This window comes from Loktanella atrilutea (assembly GCF_900128995.1).
GTDB lineage: Bacteria > Pseudomonadota > Alphaproteobacteria > Rhodobacterales > Rhodobacteraceae > Loktanella > Loktanella atrilutea.
Window position 1 is genome coordinate 467,414 of record NZ_FQUE01000002.1, and the last position, 18,273, is coordinate 485,686.

Sequence of the window (18,273 nt, forward strand, 5' to 3'; positions counted from 1 at the left end):
CCATGTCCGATACCGTCCTGTCGCTGCGCCAGGTGGCGCTGTCCCTCGACGGCAACGCAGGCAGGGTCGACATTCTGCACGACATCTCGCTTGACGTGGCGAGTGGCGAGACTTTGGGGCTGGTCGGGCCGAGTGGATCTGGCAAGTCATCTCTCCTGATGCTGATGGGCGGGCTGGAACAGGCCACCGCTGGGACGATCAACGCCATGGGCGACGACCTGACCGCGATGAACGAAGACCAGCTCGCGCGCTTTCGCAGGTCACATATGGGGGTGGTGTTCCAGTCTTTCCACCTGATCCCCACGATGACGGCCCTTGAAAACGTCGCGACCCCGCTGGAACTGGCCGGGGTGGCTGACGCCTTCGACCGGGCGCAGGCGGAACTGGAGGCGGTGGGTCTCGGCAACCGCGTTGACCATTACCCCAACCAGATGTCCGGCGGCGAACAGCAGCGCGTCGCCCTCGCCCGCGCCTCCGCCCCGCGACCCAGGCTGCTGCTGGCCGACGAACCCACCGGCAATCTCGACGAGGCGAACGGTTCCGCCATCATCGACCTGCTCTTCGGCCTGCGCGACCGCCACGGCGCTACGCTCATCATGGTGACCCACGCCCGCGACCTCGCTGCCCGGTGTTCGCGCGTGATCGGTCTGCGCGACGGCCGACTGGACGCTGCATGACCCTTTCCCTCGCGTTGACATTCGCCCGTCGCGAATTGCGCGGCGGCCTGCGCGGCTTCCGCGTGTTTCTCGCCTGCCTGGCCCTCGGCGTCGCCGCCATTGCCGCCGTCGGCACTGTCCGCGCGGGGATCGAGGCGGGCCTCGCAGAACAGGGCAGCGCCCTCCTCGGCGGCGATGCCCAGGCGACGCTGACCTATCGCTATGCCACCCCCGAAGAGCTGGCCTTCATGCAGGACGTTTCGACCACCCTGTCCGAAACAGTCGATTTCCGGTCCATGATCCTGGTCGGCGAAGAGCGCGCCCTGACGCAGGTTCGGGGTGTCGACGATGCCTATCCGCTGGTTGGAAAGGTCGCGCTCGACCCGCCGATGCCACTGGCCGACGCGCTGGCCGGGAATGGCACCCTCCCCGGCGGCGTGATGGAACGTGTGCTGTCCGACCGTCTTGGCCTCGAACCCGGCGACACGTTCCGCATGGGCACGCAGGATTTCGTCTTCAGCGCTGTCCTCACCAGCTATCCCGACAACGCCGCCGGCGGCTTCTCCCTCGGGCCGCGCAGCATCGTCCTGACCAAGGATCTGACCAATGCCGGTTTGCTGACAGAAGGCACGCTTTTCGACACCGACTACCGCATGCTGCTGCCCCCCGGCACCAACCTGCAGGCCTTGCAGGACCGGGCCGAGACGCAGTTCCGCGACACCGGCATGCGCTGGCGCGACAGCCGTGAAGGCGCCGGCGGCACCGCCCGCTTCGTTGACAGGATGGGGGCGTTCCTGATTCTGGTCGGCCTTTCGGGTCTCGCCGTCGGCGGTATCGGTGTCAGCGCCGCCGTGCGCGCCTACCTCGGCAATAAGACCGCCACGATCGCGATCCTCAAGACGCTCGGCGCCACGCGCGGCACGATCTTCGCGACCTATGCGATCCAGATCGGTGCGCTGACCCTGCTCGGCGTAGCGATCGGCCTCATCCTCGGCGGGGGCATCCCCCTCGCCCTTGCCCCCGTGATCGAGGCGCAATTGCCGATCCCCGCCGATTTCGGCCTCTACCCCGCACCGCTGATCGAGGCCGCGATTTATGGCATCCTCGCCTCCGCGATCTTCACCCTCTGGCCCCTTGCCCGGACCGAGAACATTCGCGCGGCGACCCTGTTCCGCGACGCCTTCGGCGGCGGAACCGCCCTACCCCGCTGGCCCTACCTCGCGATCACTGTCGCGATGATCGCCCTGCTGCTGGGCCTCGCCATTTGGTTCTCCGGCACTGTCTGGCTGACACTCTGGACGGCCGGCGGGATTGCGGGCGCCCTGCTGATCCTCGTCCTCGCCGCCGCCCTGATCCGCCTCGTGGCGCGCCTTCTGCGCCGCGCTGCGCGGGGCCGTCCCGCCCTGCGGCTGGCCCTTGCCAGCATTGGTGCGCGTGGCGGCGAATCGACCTCCGTGGTGCTCTCATTGGGCCTCGGCCTCGCCGTGCTCGCCGCCATCGGCCAGATCGACGGCAATCTGCGCCGCGCCTTCACCGCCGAACTGCCAGACCGCGCCCCCAGCTACTTCTTCGTCGACATCCAGCCCGACCAGATCGACGGCTACCGCCAGATCCTCGCCGACAACCCGGCCGTTACGAAGGTGGAAACCGCCCCCATGCTGCGCGGCGTCATCACCCGCATCAATGGCGAGGATGCCCAGAAGGTCGCCGGCGGCCACTGGGTTGTGCGCGGCGACCGCGGCATCACCTATGCCGACAATCTGCCCGATGGCAGCAGCCTTGCCGGTGGTGAGTGGTGGCCAAAGGACTACGCCGGCGAACCGCAGATCAGCTTCGCCGCCGAAGAAGCTGCAGAGATCGGCCTCGAATTGGGCGACACCCTGACGGTGAACGTCCTGGGACGCGACATCACGGGCACCATCACCAGTTTTCGACAGGTGAACTGGGACAGCGCGGGGCTTGGGTTTGTGCTGACCTTCAATTCCGCCGCTCTTGCCGGTGCGCCGCACAGCTGGATTTCCACCGTCTACGCGCCGGAGGAGGCCGAGGCCCGGATCCTCCGCGATGTGGCGACCGCCTATCCCAACGTCACCGCGATACGCATCCGCGACGCCATCGACCGCGTGTCCGTACTGATCGAGGGGATCACCGCCGCCACCCGCTACGGCGCGCTGGCAACCCTCGTGACGGGCTTCCTCGTCCTGATCGGGGCCGCCGCCGCCGGCGAACGGGCCCGCACGTTCGAGGCGGCAGTCCTCAAGACTCTGGGCGCCACACGCGGCCTGATCGTCGCAAGCTTCGCCCTGCGCGCCGCCCTGCTGGGGTTGGCGGCGGGGGTCGTGGCGCTGACGGCTGGCATCATCGGCGGCTGGGCGGTACAGACCTACATCATGGAAAACGACTATCGGATCATCTGGTCGAACGCGCTCTGGATCGTCGGCGGCGGTATACTCGTCTCGCTGCTCGCTGGCCTCGCCTTCGCGATCCGCCCCCTGCAGGCTGCCCCGGCGCAGGTGCTGCGTGCCCGTGAATGATCCTGCATTCTTCGGCTACGGCAGCCTCGTGAACCTTGCGACGCACGCCTACGCCGATCCGCGCCCGACCCGACTGGCCGGCTGGCGACGTGTCTGGCGCAGCACGACCCTGCGCGACGCTGCGTTTCTGTCAGTCGATCCCGCGCCGGGGGTCACTCTCGAGGGCATCGCGGCCCGCGTGCCGGGGGGCGACTGGCTCGCGCTTGACGAAAGAGAGGCCGCCTATACACGGATCGACATCTCTGAAACGCTTGGCCTTGATTGTTCCGCTGCCGTCTACCGGGTCAGCGACCGCTTCACACTGTCCGATCCCAACGGCCACATGATCTTGCGCAGCTACCTCGACGTTGTCGTTCAGGGGTATTTTCGGGTCTTCGGCCCCACCGGCGTGACCGCGTTTTTTGACACCACGGAAGGGTGGCAGGTCGGGGTCCTCGATGATCGCGCGGCCCCGCTCTATCCCCGCGCGCAGATCTTGTCGGACATGGAAACGGCGCAGGTGGATCACCACCTGCGCCGCCTGTCCGTCCCGCACTGATCGCTTAAAGCGTCGGCTTCTTCTGCAGCAGCGGCATGACCTGCGCCATCTCTGGCCCGCGCGCCTGGCCGGTCACCGCCAGCCGCAACGGCATGAAGAGGCCCTTGCCCTTACGCCCCGTCGCATCCTTCACCGCACCGGTCCATTCGCCCCAAGTCGCATCCGTATAGGGCGGCTCGCCCAGCAAATCGAAGGCCTGCGTGACCATCTCGCGATCCTCGTCCGCCACAACCGCCTGCCCGCCGTCGCGGAACAGCGCCCACCAGGGGGCCACGTCCTCCAGCTTGGTGATGTTTTCCTTCACCACGTCCCAAAAGGCCGGCTGCAAGTCGTCGGGCACGCCCGCGTCGTCCAGCGTCGGCTTGACGGCCGCCGCGTCCAGACGCGCAAGGTGGCGGGCGGTCAGGGGCCACAGATCCTCGAAATCGAACTTCGTCGGCGCGGACCCGAAGGTCGACACGTCGAAGCCCGCGACCACGTCGTCGATCCCGTCGACCAGCACCACCGGCTGCGACGATCCCAGACGGGCCATCAGGCTCAGCACCGCTTCTGCCGCAATCCCCTGTGCGCGCAGATCCCGCAGCGCCAGCGTGCCAAGCCGCTTCGACAGGGCCTCGCCCTGCGGGCCGGTCAGCAGCGAATGATGCGCAAAGCGCGGCACGCGCCCGCCCAGCGCCTGCATGATCTGGATCTGCGTCGCCGTGTTGGTCACATGGTCCGACCCGCGCACGATGTCGGTAATCCCCATGTCCACGTCGTCAACGGGCGAGGCAAATGTATAGAGGATCTGGCCGCTTTCCTTGATCAGCACCGGATCGCTTACGCTTGCGCAGTCTATGCTGATCGGCCCCATGATCCCGTCGTCCCACTCGACCCGCTCAAGGTCGAGCTTGAACCGCCAGTGCCCCTGCCGCCCCTCATCGCGATAGGCCTGCTTCTGCGCGTCCGTCAGTGACAGCGCGGCGCGGTCGTAGACCGGCGGCTTGCCCATGTTCAGCTGTTTCTTGCGCTTCAGATCCAGTTCCGTCGGCGTTTCGAAACATTCATAGATGCGCCCCGCATCCAGCAACTGCTGCCGCGCTTCGTCATAGCGGACCAGTCGGTCGGACTGCTTCTGGATGTCGTCCCATCTTATACCAAGCCAGGTCAGCACATCCTTGATGCCCTGCTCGTATTCCGGCTTCGAACGCTCCTGATCCGTATCGTCGATCCGCAGGATGAACCGTCCGCCGTTTTGCCGCGCGATCGCATAGTTGAACATCGCGGCACGCAGGTTGCCGATATGCATCCAGCCGGTAGGCGAAGGGGCGAAGCGGGTGATCGTGGTCATGGGCAGCGTCCTCTATCTTTGCCAGTGCTGTGTCACGCCGCCTGCCGTTTGTCCAGTTTCTGCGCCCCGGGCGCCGGCAGGCGCCAGACCAGCAGCGCCAGCGCGATGAAGGTCGTCGTGGAAAACAGCAGCGCCATCTGCAGGGCATCGGAATAGACCGGCACCCGGTCCCCGCCACCCTGCATCGCCGCAGCGATATGAGAGAAGAAGAGCTGCCCCATCACCGCCAGCCCCAACGCGCCGCCCAACTGCTGAAACGACTGCAACGCGCCAGAGGCCGACCCCGTATCGCTGTCGGCGACCTGCGACAATACCGTGTTGAAAAGGGGAGAGATCGCCGTGCCCAGCCCCAGCCCACCCAGGAACAGCGGAAGGATGAAGGCGGTGCGCGTGATCTCTCCCGTCGCCTGCGGTGTGACGAATGGCAGGATGACCATGCAGGTCGCCAAAAGCAGACCGCCCGCGCTGATCCTTTGGCGCAGGAACCGGTTTCCCATCCGTCCCGCGGCGAGCGAGGCACAGAGCACGCCAACCGGGAACGGAATGGTGGTCAGGCCGGATTCCAGCGGCGTGAACCCGTTGCCGATCTGAAGAAGAATGGCAAGCACCAGAAAGAAACCCGGCACCCCGGCGAACAGCAGCATGACCAGCCCTGTGCCCAACATGAAATTCCGATTGCGGAACAGAGTGACGGGCAGCAGCTGCGCCCGGCCCGCGGCAGCCCGGTAACGCTGCCAACGGATAAAGACATAGAGCATTGGCAGCGCCGCGATCATCATGACGAAGATCCAGACCGGCCAACCGATCTGCCGCCCCTCGATCAGCGGGAACATCACCAGCAGGGTCGTCACCGCCGCCAGCGCGATGCCTACGCCGTCGATCTCCAGCCCCTTGTTGCCCGGCAGGGCGGGCACGAACTTCAGCGCGGCCAGAACGGCAAGGATGCCCACAGGCACGTTCACCAGAAAGATCGGCCGCCAGTCCAAGCCGGAAATGTTGCTTTCGATCAGGAACCCGCCCAGCACCGGACCGGTCACGCTCGCCAGTCCCGCCGACAGCCCGAACAGTGCAAAGGCAAGCCCGCGTTCCTTGGGCGCAAACAGCGCCGGCACGATGGCCAGCGTCTGCGGCGTCATCATAGCGCCGCCGATCCCCTGCACCACGCGGGCCGCGACGAGGCCGTAGACGGTGGGGGCCAGACCGCAAAGTGCCGATCCGAATGTGAAGACACAGACGCCCGCGATGAACATGCGGCGCCGTCCGATGACGTCGCCCAGACGCCCCATCGGCAACAGCAGCAGCGCAAAGGTCAGGATGTAGATCGCCACGACCCATTCGATCTGGCTGTCCGTGGCGTCGAAGGCGCGCTGCAGCGAGGGGATCGCAACGTTCACGATGGTCACGTCGATCAGGTTCATGAAACCCGCCACAAGCAATGTCGCCATGGCGATCCATCGCCCGGCCAAAGGTTCGTCGGCGTTCGTACGGTGCATCCGGGGGGCTTTCTGATCTGAGACAGCGTCTAGGTAGCTGACCCGCCTGTAATGTCACGGGCGCGCGGCCAGCTTTCGCAACCTTCAACCTGACGCCGCGGCAACACGCAATGCAAAAGGCCCTGCGCGGATGCACAGGGCCCTCTGCCGGTCATCGATCAAACGATGATTAACGGACGATGCGGACGATCGTGCCCGACTCGGCATCGACCAGCACGGGCAGGCCGTTGATGTTCAGGTAACGCAGTTCGGGCTGCGGCACCTCATAGGTCGTGACCTCGGACGGCACCACGGCACCGACCACGACTTCACCGTCAAGGTAGACCGTCTCGACCGGGTTGGCCGTGACATAGGTGATGGTGTCTTCCGTCGGCTCGACCGCCGCGGCACCCACCGCCGTCCCGGCGATCGCACCGGCAACGATCGCACCGGCCGGTCCGCCCAGAGCAAAGGCCGTCAGCGCACCGACGGTGCCCGTCGCGGTCGCCGCGACGTTCTGATCGGTCTTGGACGTGCCTTCCTCGGTCTGCTGGATCACGGTCACGGTCTCGGCCGCGCCGGACATGTCGACCAGCGGCACCGCGTTGGCGTTTTCTTCAACGTAAAGGTACTGGCCCGAAGCCCAGCCGTTCATCGAACCGGAGGAGATCTTGCACCAGCTGATGTCCTGCAGGCAGCCGTCGATCGTCACTTCCTGATCCTTCTCGAGCGCGCCGAGGACGGCACCGAAGGGCGACGGCTGATCGCGGACGTTCAGTTCCGTCCCGGCTTTGGCGGTGGTGGTCTGCGCCACGGCGGGCAAAGCGGCGCCCAGCGCCATCACGGATGCGATTGTCAGTGTTGTCAGTTTCATCGTCATGTCCTTCGCCAACCCGCAGCGCCGATCATCGGCACCGCCCTCAAGGTCGGCTATCTGGGTGACAAATGCCTAGCAGACGGGCTGCGTTCCTCTGCCGCAAATGGCACAGGCAGAAAATTGCCACCCCAAAGGCTGGAACAGGCCGATTTCACCGACCCGATCGAAAATGCCTTGACTATGCCGGCAAATCAAAGTTGCCAGCACCGCCCAGCTGACCTTTACACGGAATCATCTCGCCAGCGGTTCACGATTGGATAGCGGCGATCCAGCCAGAAGGCGCGGTTCGACAGCCGCGTGCCGGGCGCCGACTGGAACCGCTTGTACTCGCTGACGTAGATCAGGTGCTCTACCTTCTTCACCGTCTCGCGCGCATAGCCGGCCGCGACGCAGTCGGCGACGCTCGACTCGTCGTCCACCAGCATCTTCAGGATGCCGTCCAGAATGTCGTAGGGCGGCAGGCTGTCATCATCGCGCTGGTCAGGCCGCAACTCGGCCGAAGGCGGCTTGTCGATGATGCTGACCGGGATCATCTCGCCCGCCGGCGCCTTCATCCAGGGGCGATGGTTGGCGTTGCGCCAGCGGCAGATGTCGAAGACGCGCGTCTTGTACAGATCCTTGATCGGGTTGTAGCCGCCCGCCATGTCACCATAGATCGTAGCGTAGCCCACCGCGACCTCGGACTTGTTGCCGGTGGTCAGCAGCATCTCACCGAACTTGTTGGACTGCGCCATCAGCAGCAGACCACGCATCCGGCTCTGGATGTTCTCCTCGGTCAAATCAGGCGCGCGACCCTCGAACAGCGGCGCCAGCGCCTCGCCCACCGCATCCACCGGCCCCGCGATCGGCACGGTGTCGTAGTGGCAGCCCAGCCCGTCCACCACGCGCTGCGCATCATCCAGCGAAGCCTGAGAGGTATACTTGCTCGGCAGCATGACGCCCCGCACTTTCTCCGGTCCCAGCGCGTCTGCCGCGATCACGGCGACGATGGCACTATCGATCCCGCCAGACAGGCCCAGCAGCACTTTCCCGAACCCCGCCTTGCGGCAGTAGTCACCCAGTGTCTCGACCATCGCGCGATAGTCCTGTTCCAGACTGTCCGGGTGCCGGGCAAAATCGCCTTCTTCCGCGACCCAGCCCCCGGCCCCGTGCGTCAGGTCGACATGCGCTACAGCTTCCTCGCCGAAGGGCATCTGCAGTGCCATCTTGCCATGCCGGTTCAGAACGAAGGACCCGCCGTCAAAGAACTGGTCGTCCTGGCCGCCCACCATGTTGACATAGATCAGCGGCACGTCGTTCTCGACCACGCGGGCCACCATGTTGTTCAGCCGCACGGCGAACTTGTCGCGAAAATAGGGGCTGCCGTTCGGCACGAGCAGCACCTCCGCCCCACTCTCGACCTGCGCCTCGGCCACGTCCGGATACCAGGCATCCTCGCAGATCGGCGTGCCGATGCGCGGGCCGGTCGTGGCGAAGGGACCTTGAATCTGCCCCCGCGAAAACAGCCGCACCTCGTCGAAGACGTTGAAGTTCGGCAGGAAATACTTGTCCGCGCGCCCCGCGATCGCGCCATCCTTCAGCATGTAATAGCTGTTGTGCAGCTTCACCCCCTCCAGCGCCGGCCCGCCGATCATCAGGACCGGCCCGTCGGCGCAAGCCTCGGCCAGCGCCGCAATCTCGGCCACGGCGGCCAGGATGAACCCCTTCCGGCGGATCAGGTCCTGCGTCTGGTAGCCGGTGATGAACATCTCGGGCAGCGCCACCATCTGCGCGCCCGCATCGCGCCCCTGCCGCCAGGCCTCCCGCGCCTTGGCGGCATTGCCCTTCAGGTCGCCGACCGTCGGGTTCAACTGCGCCAGCGTGATGCGGTAATGGTCGGTCATGGGCCACCCTCTCCGGTTTGTGACGCAGATAGCAGATATCCCGCCAAGGGAAACCCGCCGGCGGCAGCCCTTGCCCGTTGTCAGCGCGCGGCGGAGTCTTTACCACTTTGGCCTGAGGCAAAGGTAGGACTATCCATGACGCGTTTTGCAACGGCGGCACTGCTGTCACTGACCCTTGCGGGCACCCTGTCGATCGCTCCGGCACTGGCCCAGACCACGGAAACCAAGCAATACGACGACGGCGGCGTCTATACCGGTGCGTTCCTGAACGGCAAGCAGCACGGTCAGGGCACCTACACCCTGCCCAATGGTTACGAGTATTCCGGCAACTGGGATCAGGGGGAAATCACCGGTCAGGGCCGCGCCGTGTTTCCGAACGGCTCCGTCTACGAAGGCACCTTCGCCGCGGGCAAGCCCGACGGCACCGGCAAGATCACCTTTTCCGACGGCGGCACCTACGAAGGCGACTGGGCGGCAGGGGAAATCACCGGCCGCGGCATCGCCCGCTACGCGAACGGCGTCGTCTACGAAGGTGAGTTCCGCAACGCCATGCACCACGGCACCGGCACAATGCGCAGCCCCGATGGCTACGAATACACCGGCCCCTGGATCAACGGCGTGAAGGAAGGCACCGGCAAGGTCGTCTATCCCGACGGCGCCGTCTACGAAGGCGAGCTGAAGGCCGGCGAACGTGACGGCACAGGCATCCTTACCATGAAGGACGGGCTGGTCTACGACGGCACATGGGTCGACGGCCAGATCCAGGGTCAGGGCAAGCTGACCCAGCCCAACGGTGATGTCTACGAAGGCGATCTCGTCGCCGGCAAGCGCGACGGCCAGGGCCGCGTGACCTACGCCAACGGCGACGTCTACGAAGGCGGCTTCGCCGACGACGTCCGCAGCGGCACCGGCACCTTCACCGGGACCGACGGCTATCGCTATACCGGCGACTGGGTCGACGGCCAGATCGACGGCAAGGGCGAGGTCACCTATCCTGATGGCGCCGTCTACACCGGCGACTTCACCGCCGACCTCGCGAACGGCACGGGCCGCATCGTCTATCCCGACGGATCGTCCTACGACGGCAACTGGGTCAACGGCGTGATCAACGGCACCGGCATCGCCACCTATGCGAACGGGCTCGTCTACGAAGGCGACTTCGTCGATGCCAAGAACGACGGGCAGGGCAAGATGACCTATCCCGATGGCTATACCTACACCGGCGGCTGGTCCGACGGTCAGCGCAACGGCACCGGCACCGCGACCTATGCGGACGGCACCGTCTACACCGGCGAATTCAAGGACGGCCAGCGCCACGGCTCCGGCAAGATCACCCTGCCCGACGGCTTCACATACGAAGGTGAATGGCAGGGTGGAGAGATTTCCGGCACCGGAATCGCGACCTACGCCAACGGCGACATCTACGAAGGATCCTTCGTCCATGGCCGGCGCGAGGGGCCCGGCACGATGCGTTACGCCAGCGGCACCGAAACCTCCGGCGATTGGGCCGACGGGGCGCTGCTGACGCCAGCCACACCGGACACGGGCGATCCGGCAACCGCGGACGCGACCACGCCGCCGCCGGAGGAAGCGAGCGATCCCGCGGCTGACGACGGTGCACCACCTGCGGCCGACGCGCCCGCGGGGAACTGACGTCAGCTCGGCCGTCGGGGCCGGCGCGGCGCTAGCCGCCGGCCCGCAACCGCGCCTTCACGGCCAGCAGGTCGGCCCAGGCCTCGCGCTTGGCTTCGGGCTGTGCCAGAAGATATTCCGGCGCGAATATCGGCAGCGCCGGGCGGCCCAGCACCTCGGCCCACCGCCCCCGCATCCGCGTGATCCCGGCACGCCCCAGCAACGCCTGACAGGGCGCATTGCCCATGCAGACCACGATGTCGGGCTGCACCAGCGCGATATGCCGCTCCAAGAACGGCAGCATCATCGCCAGATCCTCGGGCTGCGGCATCCCCGCCCCCGCCGTCCGCCACGGCAGCGCGTGCAGGACATAGGCCGCCCGCGCGGGGTCGGCGGCCGTCCGGTCCAGACCGATCGCCCCCAGCATCCGGTCCAGCAAAGCCCCGCCCGGCCCGACGAAGGGGCGTCCCGCCTGATCTTCCGCCCGGCCGGGCGCCTCGCCGATCCACATGACGCGGGCAGCGGGATCGCCCTCTGCCCAGACGAAATGCCGCGCGCCGCGCTGCAAGGTGCACAGGGTGAACCCCTCCTGCGCAGCGCGCAGCGCTTCAAGATCGGCCGCCCCCTCCGCCGCCTCGCGCGCCAACGCCGGCGCATCGAAGCTTTCGGGCGCCGGGATCGGCGGCGGCGGCGGCCGCCCCCGTTCGACAGCGACCGGCGCGGGCTTCGCCACGACCGCATCCAGCGCATAGCGATCGACCGGCACGTCCCCGATCGCCTCGTCCGCCCCCAGCGCCACCTGCCAGTCCAGCAGGGCGACCGCGGCCCAATAATCTTCCTGCGACTCCATGACCGCGACCTTACCCGCCCCCGCCGGGAAACGCAGTCCCCTTCTTCTCGTCGCAAATACCTCGGGGGGACGGCGCAGCCGGGGGGGCTGGCCCCCCTGCCACGGCCCGCCTATAACCCCGCCACCAGCGAAGGAGCCCTCATGTCATTCCGCGCCCGCCACCTGCTCGGCATCGAACACCTCGCCCCGGACGAGATCGTCACGCTGCTCGACCTTGCGGACACCTATGCGACGGACACCCGCGCGGGTCGGACCCACCGCGACGTGCTGGCGGACATGACCCAGATCAACATGTTCTTCGAGAATTCGACGCGGACACAGGCCAGCTTCGAGCTTGCGGGCAAGAAGCTCGGCGCCGACGTGATGAACATGGGCATGCAGTCCAGCAGCGTGAAGAAGGGCGAGACCCTGATCGACACCGCCCTCACCCTCAACGCCATGCACCCTGACCTGCTCGTCGTGCGTCACCCCTCCTCCGGGGCCGTCGACCTTCTGTCGCAAAAGGTGAACTGCGCCGTGCTCAACGCCGGCGACGGCCGCCACGAACACCCGACACAGGCCCTGCTCGACGCGCTGACGATCCGCCGCGCCAAGGGGCGGCTGCACCGCCTTTCGGTCGCGATCTGCGGTGATATCGCCCATTCCCGCGTCGCCCGGTCCAACATCATGCTGCTCGGCAAGATGGAAAACCGCATCCGCCTGATCGGCCCGCCGACCCTGATGCCCGCCGGCATCTCCGACTTCGGGGTCGAGGTCTTCGACGACATGGAGGAAGGGCTGGCCGACGTCGACGTCGTCATGATGTTGCGCCTGCAGAAGGAACGGATGGACGGCGGCTTCATCCCCTCGGAACGCGAATATTTCCACCGATACGGCCTCGATGCCACGAAACTCGCCTGCGCCAAGCCCGACGCCATCGTCATGCACCCCGGACCGATGAACCGCGGGGTCGAAATCGACGGCACCATCGCCGACGACATCAACCGCAGCGTCATCCAGACCCAGGTCGAGATGGGCGTCGCCGTCCGCATGGCCGCGATGGATCTGCTGGCGCGCAACCTGCGGGCGGACCGCGCCTCGGCCGTCGCCTGACCGGACAATTGGCCAGATCCCTCGCGGCGGTATGGCCGCAAAAAAGGAACCAGACCGGGGCGGACCGGTTGATAGTTCGAATGATCCTACACTCAGGCCACATCGATGACATTGACCCTGCCCGCCGACGACCACGGCCTGATCCGTATCTTCAAGATCGCGATACCCGCCCCCGCCGGGCTGGAGGAGCGGACGCCCGCCGCCCTTGCCGCACTCTTCGGCACGGATGATCTGGATCCCGACTACATCGACGTCGTCGATACCCGGCACCTCGCCGGGTTGTCCCTGATCGATTACCTGCATCAGGGTTACGACATTCCGGACACCGCGACAGACGACCCGGCCCTGCGCGACCTGAAAGGCGTCGTGGTGCTGCTCATGTCCCGGGCCGCCCGCGGGCGTGCGTTGACATTGACCCTCGCCGACACGGTCACCCATGTCACGACGACCGGCGATCCTGCCCGCCTGCGGGTGCCGTCCCCGCCGGTCGAAACAGCAGCGGCGGCGGGCACCGTCCCCGGCGGGCGGTCCGCGCCGTCGCAGGCCGCCATGTCGGGCCGGGTCGCCACCATCGCCTTGATCGTTCTCTTCGCACTGGTTGTCCTGATGATCTGGGTCGCCAGCTAGCGGCAAAGATTGACCCTGTCGCCCGCGCTGCCTACACCTTGCCGCATCGCCGCAAGGATCGACACCCGCATGACGACTGTCCATTTCACCAACGCCCGCATCATCGACCCTGTCGCGTTGACCGACCTTTCGGGATCGCTGACCGTGCGCGACGGGGTCATCATCGCCCGCGACGCCAAATCGCCCAAGGACGCGGATGTCATCGATTGCCACGGCGCCTGCCTTGCCCCCGGCATCATCGACATCGGCGTCAAGGTCTCGGAACCGGGCGAGCGCCACAAGGAATCCTTCCGCTCTGCCGGGCGCGCCGCGGCCGCCGGCGGCGTCACCACCATGGTCACCCGCCCCGACACCCACCCCCCGATCGACACGCCAGAGGCGCTGGAGTTCGTCCGCCGCCGGGCCGAGGTGGAATCCATCGTGAACGTCCTGCCGATGGCGACCCTGACCAAGGGCCGCGCGGGGACCGAGATGACGGAGATCGGCTTCCTCCTCGACGCCGGTGCCGTGGCATTCACCGACGGCGCCCAGGTCGTCGCGGATACCAAGGTGCTGTCCCGCGCCCTCACCTACGCCCGCAGCCTCGGCGCGCTGGTAATCGGTCACCCGCAGGATCCGGGCCTGTCGCGCGGCGCCTGCGTGACCACGGGCAAGTTCGCCTCTCTCCGCGGCCTGCCCGGCGTCTCGCCGATGGCGGAACGCATGGGCCTCGACCGCGACATCGCCCTGCTGGAAATGACCGGCGCCCGCTACCACGCGGACCAGATCACCACCGCCCGCGCCCTGCCCGCCCTCGAACGGGCCAAGCGCAACGGCCTGTCGATCACCGCCGGCATCAGCATCCACCACCTGACGCTGAACGACATGGACGTGGCCGACTACCGCACCTTCTTCAAGCTGACCCCGCCCCTGCGGTCAGAGGACGACCGTCAGGCCGTGATCCATGCGGTGGCGGAAGGTCTGATCGACATCGTCTGCTCCATGCACACCCCGCAGGACGAGGAATCCAAGCGTCTGCCCTTCGAACAGGCCGCGCCCGGCGCCGTCGGCCTGCAGACCCTACTGCCCGCCGCACTGCGCCTCGTGCACAACGACCAGATCGACCTGCCCCGCCTGTTCCGCGCCCTGTCGCTGAACCCCGCCCACCTGCTGAACCTGCCCGCCGGGCGCCTGACTGAAGACGCGCCGGCCGACCTCGTCCTCTTCGATCCCGATGCGCCGTTCGTGCTGGACCGCAGCACCCTGCTGTCGAAGTCCAAGAACACCCCCTTCGACGGCGCCCGTCTGCAGGGCCGCGTCCTCGGCACATGGGTCGCCGGCACCCGCGTGTTCGGAGAGTCCGTCGATGCCTGAACTCACCTCTCCCGCCGCCGTCCTGCTGCTCTGGGCCGCGATCGGCTATCTGCTCGGATCGATCCCCACCGGGGTGATCCTCGCCCGCGTGATGGGCCTTGGCGACCTGCGCCAGATCGGGTCGGGCAACATCGGGGCCACGAACGTTCTGCGCACCGGAAACAAGACCGCCGCCGCCCTCACGCTGCTCGGCGATGCGCTGAAAGGCGCCGCCGCCGTGCTGTTGGCCCGCGCCATGGCCGCCCCCGATGCGGTGCAGATCGCCGCCCTCGCCGCCTTCCTCGGGCACTGCTTCCCCGTGTGGCTCCGGTTCCGTGGCGGCAAGGGCGTTGCCACGTTTCTCGGCGTCGTGCTGGCTCTGACACCGCTCGGCGGCGCAATCGCCTGCGCAATCTGGGCGCTGACGGCATGGATCGCCCGCATGTCGTCCCTCGCCGCGCTCCTCGCTGCCGGATGGACGCCTGTCGTGGTCATTTTGATCGGACAAGGTCACTTGTCGCTCCTCACACTTGCACTCGCGATTCTCGTCTACATCCGCCATGCCGCCAACATCCGCCGTCTGCGCACAGGAACCGAACCCCGTATAGGCTCCAAAGGCTGATGATCTCTTGACCCGGTACGCCATCGTGCTCCGGCTCGTCTCGATCACACCGCGGTCCTTGGACTATCCGGGCAATCCCCGCACAGTTCCGCGCCTGTTGCTTTAGCACTTGTTTCCGCGCCGACTGGCACCTAAAAGCGACCTCGGAGACGTGGCCGAGTGGTCGAAGGCACGCCCCTGCTAAGGGCGCATACCGGAAACGGTATCGAGGGTTCGAATCCCTTCGTCTCCGCCACCACCCCCTGCATGAGCGATCTTTTCACTTGTGGAAGCTAGGCTTGTCGGCCTCTGCCAAGGTCTTGCGCCCCGGAGCGAGCGCGCTTCGACCGAAGCGCAGAACATACGACCGATAAACGTATAACTTGCGACTAAGCTGTTCGCAGAATTCGGAGCCATGAGAGAATCCCGTCATGGCCTCCCTCGGGCCAGCCGATCGGGCATGGCTATGGCTTCGTTTCATCGCCGCAGCCTTTGCTAAACAAGCCCTTGATCGGTTCAATCGCTTTCAAGTGGTTATCCCATGTATTCCGGAAGTTACGGTCCTGCCCGATGGACACCTGGCACAATCCAACAATCCAAGACCTCGCTTCAAATACGAATGACCCTTGCCACCACCATATTCCTGACTAAAAGACTTTTTTATACCTTACTATTTTTGTAGTCCATTGGAGGGCACATGCGCGAACATCATCTCATCGGCGGCAGACGCAGCTTTGCCCTTCATGCTCTACTCGGCTGCACGTCCTTGAACCTGCTGCCCATGTCCGCACTCGCGCAGGATGCAGCAACTCCTTACCGGCTGTCGCCGATCATCGTGACGGGGGCGGTCGCCGTTGACGACGATGCGCAATCGGTCGTGGCGCAGGAGTTGTGGGTCGGCGGCAAGGTCGCGACGAGCATCCTCGATACGCCTGCCTCCGTCTCCGTCGTCACGGCGCAGGAGATCGAGGCCCGCAACGCGGATACGCTCGAAACCGTCCTGCAATACACCCCGGGCATTCACACCGATTTCTACGGATCGGACGACCGCAACGACTATGTCCTGATGCGCGGGTTTCAGGCGACGAGCTACCGCGAGGGCATGACCCTCGGATCCATGCGTGGCGTGCGGGAAGATCCTTTCGCCTATGCACGGGTCGAGGCGATCCGCGGTGCGAACTCCACCCTGTTCGGCGTCTCCGATCCGGGCGGTTCGATCAACTTCGTAACCAAGACGCCGCGGTTCGAACGCTTCGGCGATGCCTATTTGACCGCTGGCAGCAACGATCACGCAGAGGTGGGCATCGATTTCGGCGACATTCTGGACGACGAAGCGACGCTCGCCTATCGCCTGACCGCCAAGGCACAGGACAGCGGGCTGGACTACGCGACGTCACGGGACGATTCGACCTTTCTGATGGGCGGTCTGACTTGGTCGCCGTCGGATGCCACAGAATTGACGGTCACCTTCGACCGGCTGACCCGCGACGGCACGCCCAACAGCGGCGGCTATCCGATGGACAGGCAGTACGACCGTTCCGACTTCTTCGGTGAACCGGACTATAACGACCACGCCGTCGACCGTTCCACACTCTCGGCGTTCCTGCGGCATGAATTCGCGAATGGCCTGAACCTTCGGGCCAACCTGCGCTACAGCGACCTGACAGACGATTTCGGCTATGCCTACATCGTCGATCCCGGCACCGGGACCGGCACCGTCTTCGACCGTGCCTTCTTCGGCACCGACAGGACGGCGCAGGAACTGATCGGCAACGTGATGGTGCAGTACGATGCGCAATTTGGCGCCATCGACAGCAGCACGCTCGCGGGGATCGAGTTCCGCGACGCCCAGACCGAAAGCGCGTCCTACTATACCGCGGCACCGGCGATCGACGTGGCCGACTCGGTCTACTCCGGCGCGCCGGTCGGTCTGACACCCTACGCCACCGCGGACGAGGACTATACGACGAAATCGCTTTTCGTGCAGCAGAACCTGTCGTTCGACGACCGCTTCATCGCGACGGTCGGCCTGCGACGCGACTGGCTGGAACTGGCCAGCGTAGGCGACAGCTTCGGCGTGCCGTCGGACCTTCAGGACGACTTTGCCGAAACGTCGTGGCGCGGCGCGCTGACCTACAAGATCAACGAGGGTCTTTCGACCTATGCCAGCTACGTCCAGTCCGTCGCCCCGCCGGAGTTCGGGGTTTCTCCCGAACGCGGTCATCAATACGAGGTCGGCGTGAAATATCAGCCGGCCGGGACGACCGCCCTGATCTCTGCCGCCGCCTTCGATCTGGAAAAGAACAATATCACCGTCCCGGTCGTGCAGGCCGACGGGTCGATCACCCGCGAACTGGTCGGCAAGACCCGTGCGCGTGGGTTCGAAATCGAGGGCAAGGCCGAGCTGTCCAACAACCTCAGCATCATCGGCGGCTACTCTTATGTCGATGCAGAAGTCGAACGGGCGGTCGTGCGTGGGACCGACGTGTCGGGGCAAGCCTTCGCCAACGTCCCGCGGCATACGGCGTCCCTGTGGATGAGCTATGCCGTGCCGGAGTCCGGCAACCTGGGCGCACAGACCTTCGGCATCGGTGCGCGTTACCTGGGTGACTACTATTTCGGGCTGCCAAATGCCGACAAGGCAGAGGCCGCGATCCTCGTCGACGCCGCCTATACCTACGCCTTCGACGCCGCGACAGAGGTGGCGCTGAATGTCAGCAACCTGTTCGACGAACAGCATGTTGTGGGCTCTGGCACCGCGAACTACTACAACCCGGCCCGCAACGTGGCCGTGACCCTTCGCAGAAGCTGGTGACAGGGCGCGCACCGGCCTGCGGGCGGGTGCGCAT

Annotated in this window: 14 protein-coding genes and 1 tRNA gene; 10 read left to right on the plus strand and 5 right to left on the minus strand. The window is 66.1% G+C overall.

Annotation, left to right across the window (positions count from 1 at the left end):
• The first annotated feature begins 2 nt into the window (after positions 1-2).
• The 3 genes from BUA54_RS07480 to BUA54_RS07490 are packed head-to-tail and all read left to right on the plus strand — an operon-like array spanning position 3 to position 3,728.
• The gene (locus BUA54_RS07480; protein ID WP_072856593.1) at positions 3-677 is read left to right on the plus strand and encodes an ABC transporter ATP-binding protein; all 675 of its coding nucleotides are present in this window, start codon (positions 3-5) and stop codon (positions 675-677) included.
• Positions 674-3,190, plus strand: coding sequence for an ABC transporter permease (locus BUA54_RS07485; protein ID WP_072856594.1), 2,517 nt, complete (start codon positions 674-676; stop codon positions 3,188-3,190). Before BUA54_RS07480 ends, BUA54_RS07485 begins: the two co-directional genes overlap by 4 nt.
• A complete protein-coding gene (locus BUA54_RS07490) occupies positions 3,183-3,728 on the plus strand; it encodes a gamma-glutamylcyclotransferase family protein (RefSeq protein ID WP_072856595.1) in 546 nt (181 codons plus the stop codon). The genes BUA54_RS07485 and BUA54_RS07490 overlap by 8 nt, the downstream gene beginning before the upstream one ends.
• Positions 3,729-3,732: 4 nt before the next feature.
• On the opposite strand, the gene gltX is transcribed toward BUA54_RS07490, so the two are convergent.
• The 4 genes from gltX to BUA54_RS07510 all read right to left on the minus strand — a co-directional run bounded on the left by gltX (position 3,733) and on the right by BUA54_RS07510 (position 9,290).
• Entirely contained in the window at positions 3,733-5,058 is a 1,326-nt protein-coding gene (gene gltX, locus BUA54_RS07495) for a glutamate--tRNA ligase (RefSeq protein ID WP_072856596.1), read from the minus strand.
• A 32-nt stretch (positions 5,059-5,090) separates the two neighbouring features.
• On the minus strand, positions 5,091-6,551 hold the full coding sequence (locus BUA54_RS07500) for an MFS transporter (protein ID WP_072856597.1): 1,461 nt from the start codon (positions 6,549-6,551) through the stop codon (positions 5,091-5,093).
• Between the two features lie 169 nt (positions 6,552-6,720).
• The gene (locus tag BUA54_RS07505) at positions 6,721-7,404 is read right to left on the minus strand and encodes a DUF1236 domain-containing protein (protein ID WP_072856598.1); all 684 of its coding nucleotides are present in this window, start codon (positions 7,402-7,404) and stop codon (positions 6,721-6,723) included.
• 224 nt (positions 7,405-7,628) lie between these two features.
• Positions 7,629-9,290, minus strand: coding sequence for an NAD+ synthase (locus BUA54_RS07510; protein ID WP_072856599.1), 1,662 nt, complete (start codon positions 9,288-9,290; stop codon positions 7,629-7,631).
• A gap of 135 nt (positions 9,291-9,425) precedes the next feature.
• Between BUA54_RS07510 and BUA54_RS07515 the strand changes: the two genes are divergently transcribed.
• On the plus strand, positions 9,426-10,943 hold the full coding sequence (locus BUA54_RS07515) for an MORN repeat-containing protein (protein ID WP_072856600.1): 1,518 nt from the start codon (positions 9,426-9,428) through the stop codon (positions 10,941-10,943).
• Positions 10,944-10,974: 31 nt separating this feature from the next.
• On the opposite strand, the gene BUA54_RS07520 is transcribed toward BUA54_RS07515, so the two are convergent.
• A complete protein-coding gene (locus BUA54_RS07520) occupies positions 10,975-11,772 on the minus strand; it encodes a uracil-DNA glycosylase (RefSeq protein WP_072856601.1) in 798 nt (265 codons plus the stop codon).
• Positions 11,773-11,913: 141 nt separating this feature from the next.
• Between BUA54_RS07520 and BUA54_RS07525 the strand changes: the two genes are divergently transcribed.
• From BUA54_RS07525 to BUA54_RS07550, 6 genes are all read left to right on the plus strand, one after another.
• Entirely contained in the window at positions 11,914-12,864 is a 951-nt protein-coding gene (locus tag BUA54_RS07525) for an aspartate carbamoyltransferase catalytic subunit (RefSeq protein ID WP_072856602.1), read from the plus strand.
• 105 nt (positions 12,865-12,969) lie between these two features.
• The gene (locus BUA54_RS07530; protein ID WP_072856603.1) at positions 12,970-13,491 is read left to right on the plus strand and encodes a hypothetical protein; all 522 of its coding nucleotides are present in this window, start codon (positions 12,970-12,972) and stop codon (positions 13,489-13,491) included.
• 69 nt (positions 13,492-13,560) lie between these two features.
• Entirely contained in the window at positions 13,561-14,844 is a 1,284-nt protein-coding gene (pyrC, locus tag BUA54_RS07535) for a dihydroorotase (protein ID WP_072856604.1), read from the plus strand.
• Positions 14,837-15,445, plus strand: coding sequence for a glycerol-3-phosphate 1-O-acyltransferase PlsY (gene plsY, locus BUA54_RS07540; protein WP_072856605.1), 609 nt, complete (start codon positions 14,837-14,839; stop codon positions 15,443-15,445). Before pyrC ends, plsY begins: the two co-directional genes overlap by 8 nt.
• A gap of 145 nt (positions 15,446-15,590) precedes the next feature.
• A tRNA-Ser gene (locus tag BUA54_RS07545) sits at positions 15,591-15,680 on the plus strand.
• Between the two features lie 441 nt (positions 15,681-16,121).
• Positions 16,122-18,239, plus strand: coding sequence for a TonB-dependent siderophore receptor (locus tag BUA54_RS07550; RefSeq protein ID WP_072856606.1), 2,118 nt, complete (start codon positions 16,122-16,124; stop codon positions 18,237-18,239).
• The last annotated feature ends 34 nt before the right edge of the window (positions 18,240-18,273 follow it).

Coding starts and splice junctions, on each gene's coding strand:
- plsY (WP_072856605.1), top strand. CDS start 14,837: ATGCCTGAACTCACCTCTCCCGCCGCCGTCCTGCTGCTCTGGGCCGCG.
- BUA54_RS07530 (WP_072856603.1), top strand. CDS start 12,970: ATGACATTGACCCTGCCCGCCGACGACCACGGCCTGATCCGTATCTTC.
- BUA54_RS07500 (WP_072856597.1), bottom strand. CDS start 6,551: ATGCACCGTACGAACGCCGACGAACCTTTGGCCGGGCGATGGATCGCC.
- BUA54_RS07520 (WP_072856601.1), bottom strand. CDS start 11,772: ATGGAGTCGCAGGAAGATTATTGGGCCGCGGTCGCCCTGCTGGACTGG.
- pyrC (WP_072856604.1), top strand. CDS start 13,561: ATGACGACTGTCCATTTCACCAACGCCCGCATCATCGACCCTGTCGCG.
- BUA54_RS07515 (WP_072856600.1), top strand. CDS start 9,426: ATGACGCGTTTTGCAACGGCGGCACTGCTGTCACTGACCCTTGCGGGC.
- gltX (WP_072856596.1), bottom strand. CDS start 5,058: ATGACCACGATCACCCGCTTCGCCCCTTCGCCTACCGGCTGGATGCAT.
- BUA54_RS07485 (WP_072856594.1), top strand. CDS start 674: ATGACCCTTTCCCTCGCGTTGACATTCGCCCGTCGCGAATTGCGCGGC.
- BUA54_RS07505 (WP_072856598.1), bottom strand. CDS start 7,404: ATGAAACTGACAACACTGACAATCGCATCCGTGATGGCGCTGGGCGCC.
- BUA54_RS07510 (WP_072856599.1), bottom strand. CDS start 9,290: ATGACCGACCATTACCGCATCACGCTGGCGCAGTTGAACCCGACGGTC.
- BUA54_RS07550 (WP_072856606.1), top strand. CDS start 16,122: ATGCGCGAACATCATCTCATCGGCGGCAGACGCAGCTTTGCCCTTCAT.
- BUA54_RS07525 (WP_072856602.1), top strand. CDS start 11,914: ATGTCATTCCGCGCCCGCCACCTGCTCGGCATCGAACACCTCGCCCCG.
- BUA54_RS07480 (WP_072856593.1), top strand. CDS start 3: ATGTCCGATACCGTCCTGTCGCTGCGCCAGGTGGCGCTGTCCCTCGAC.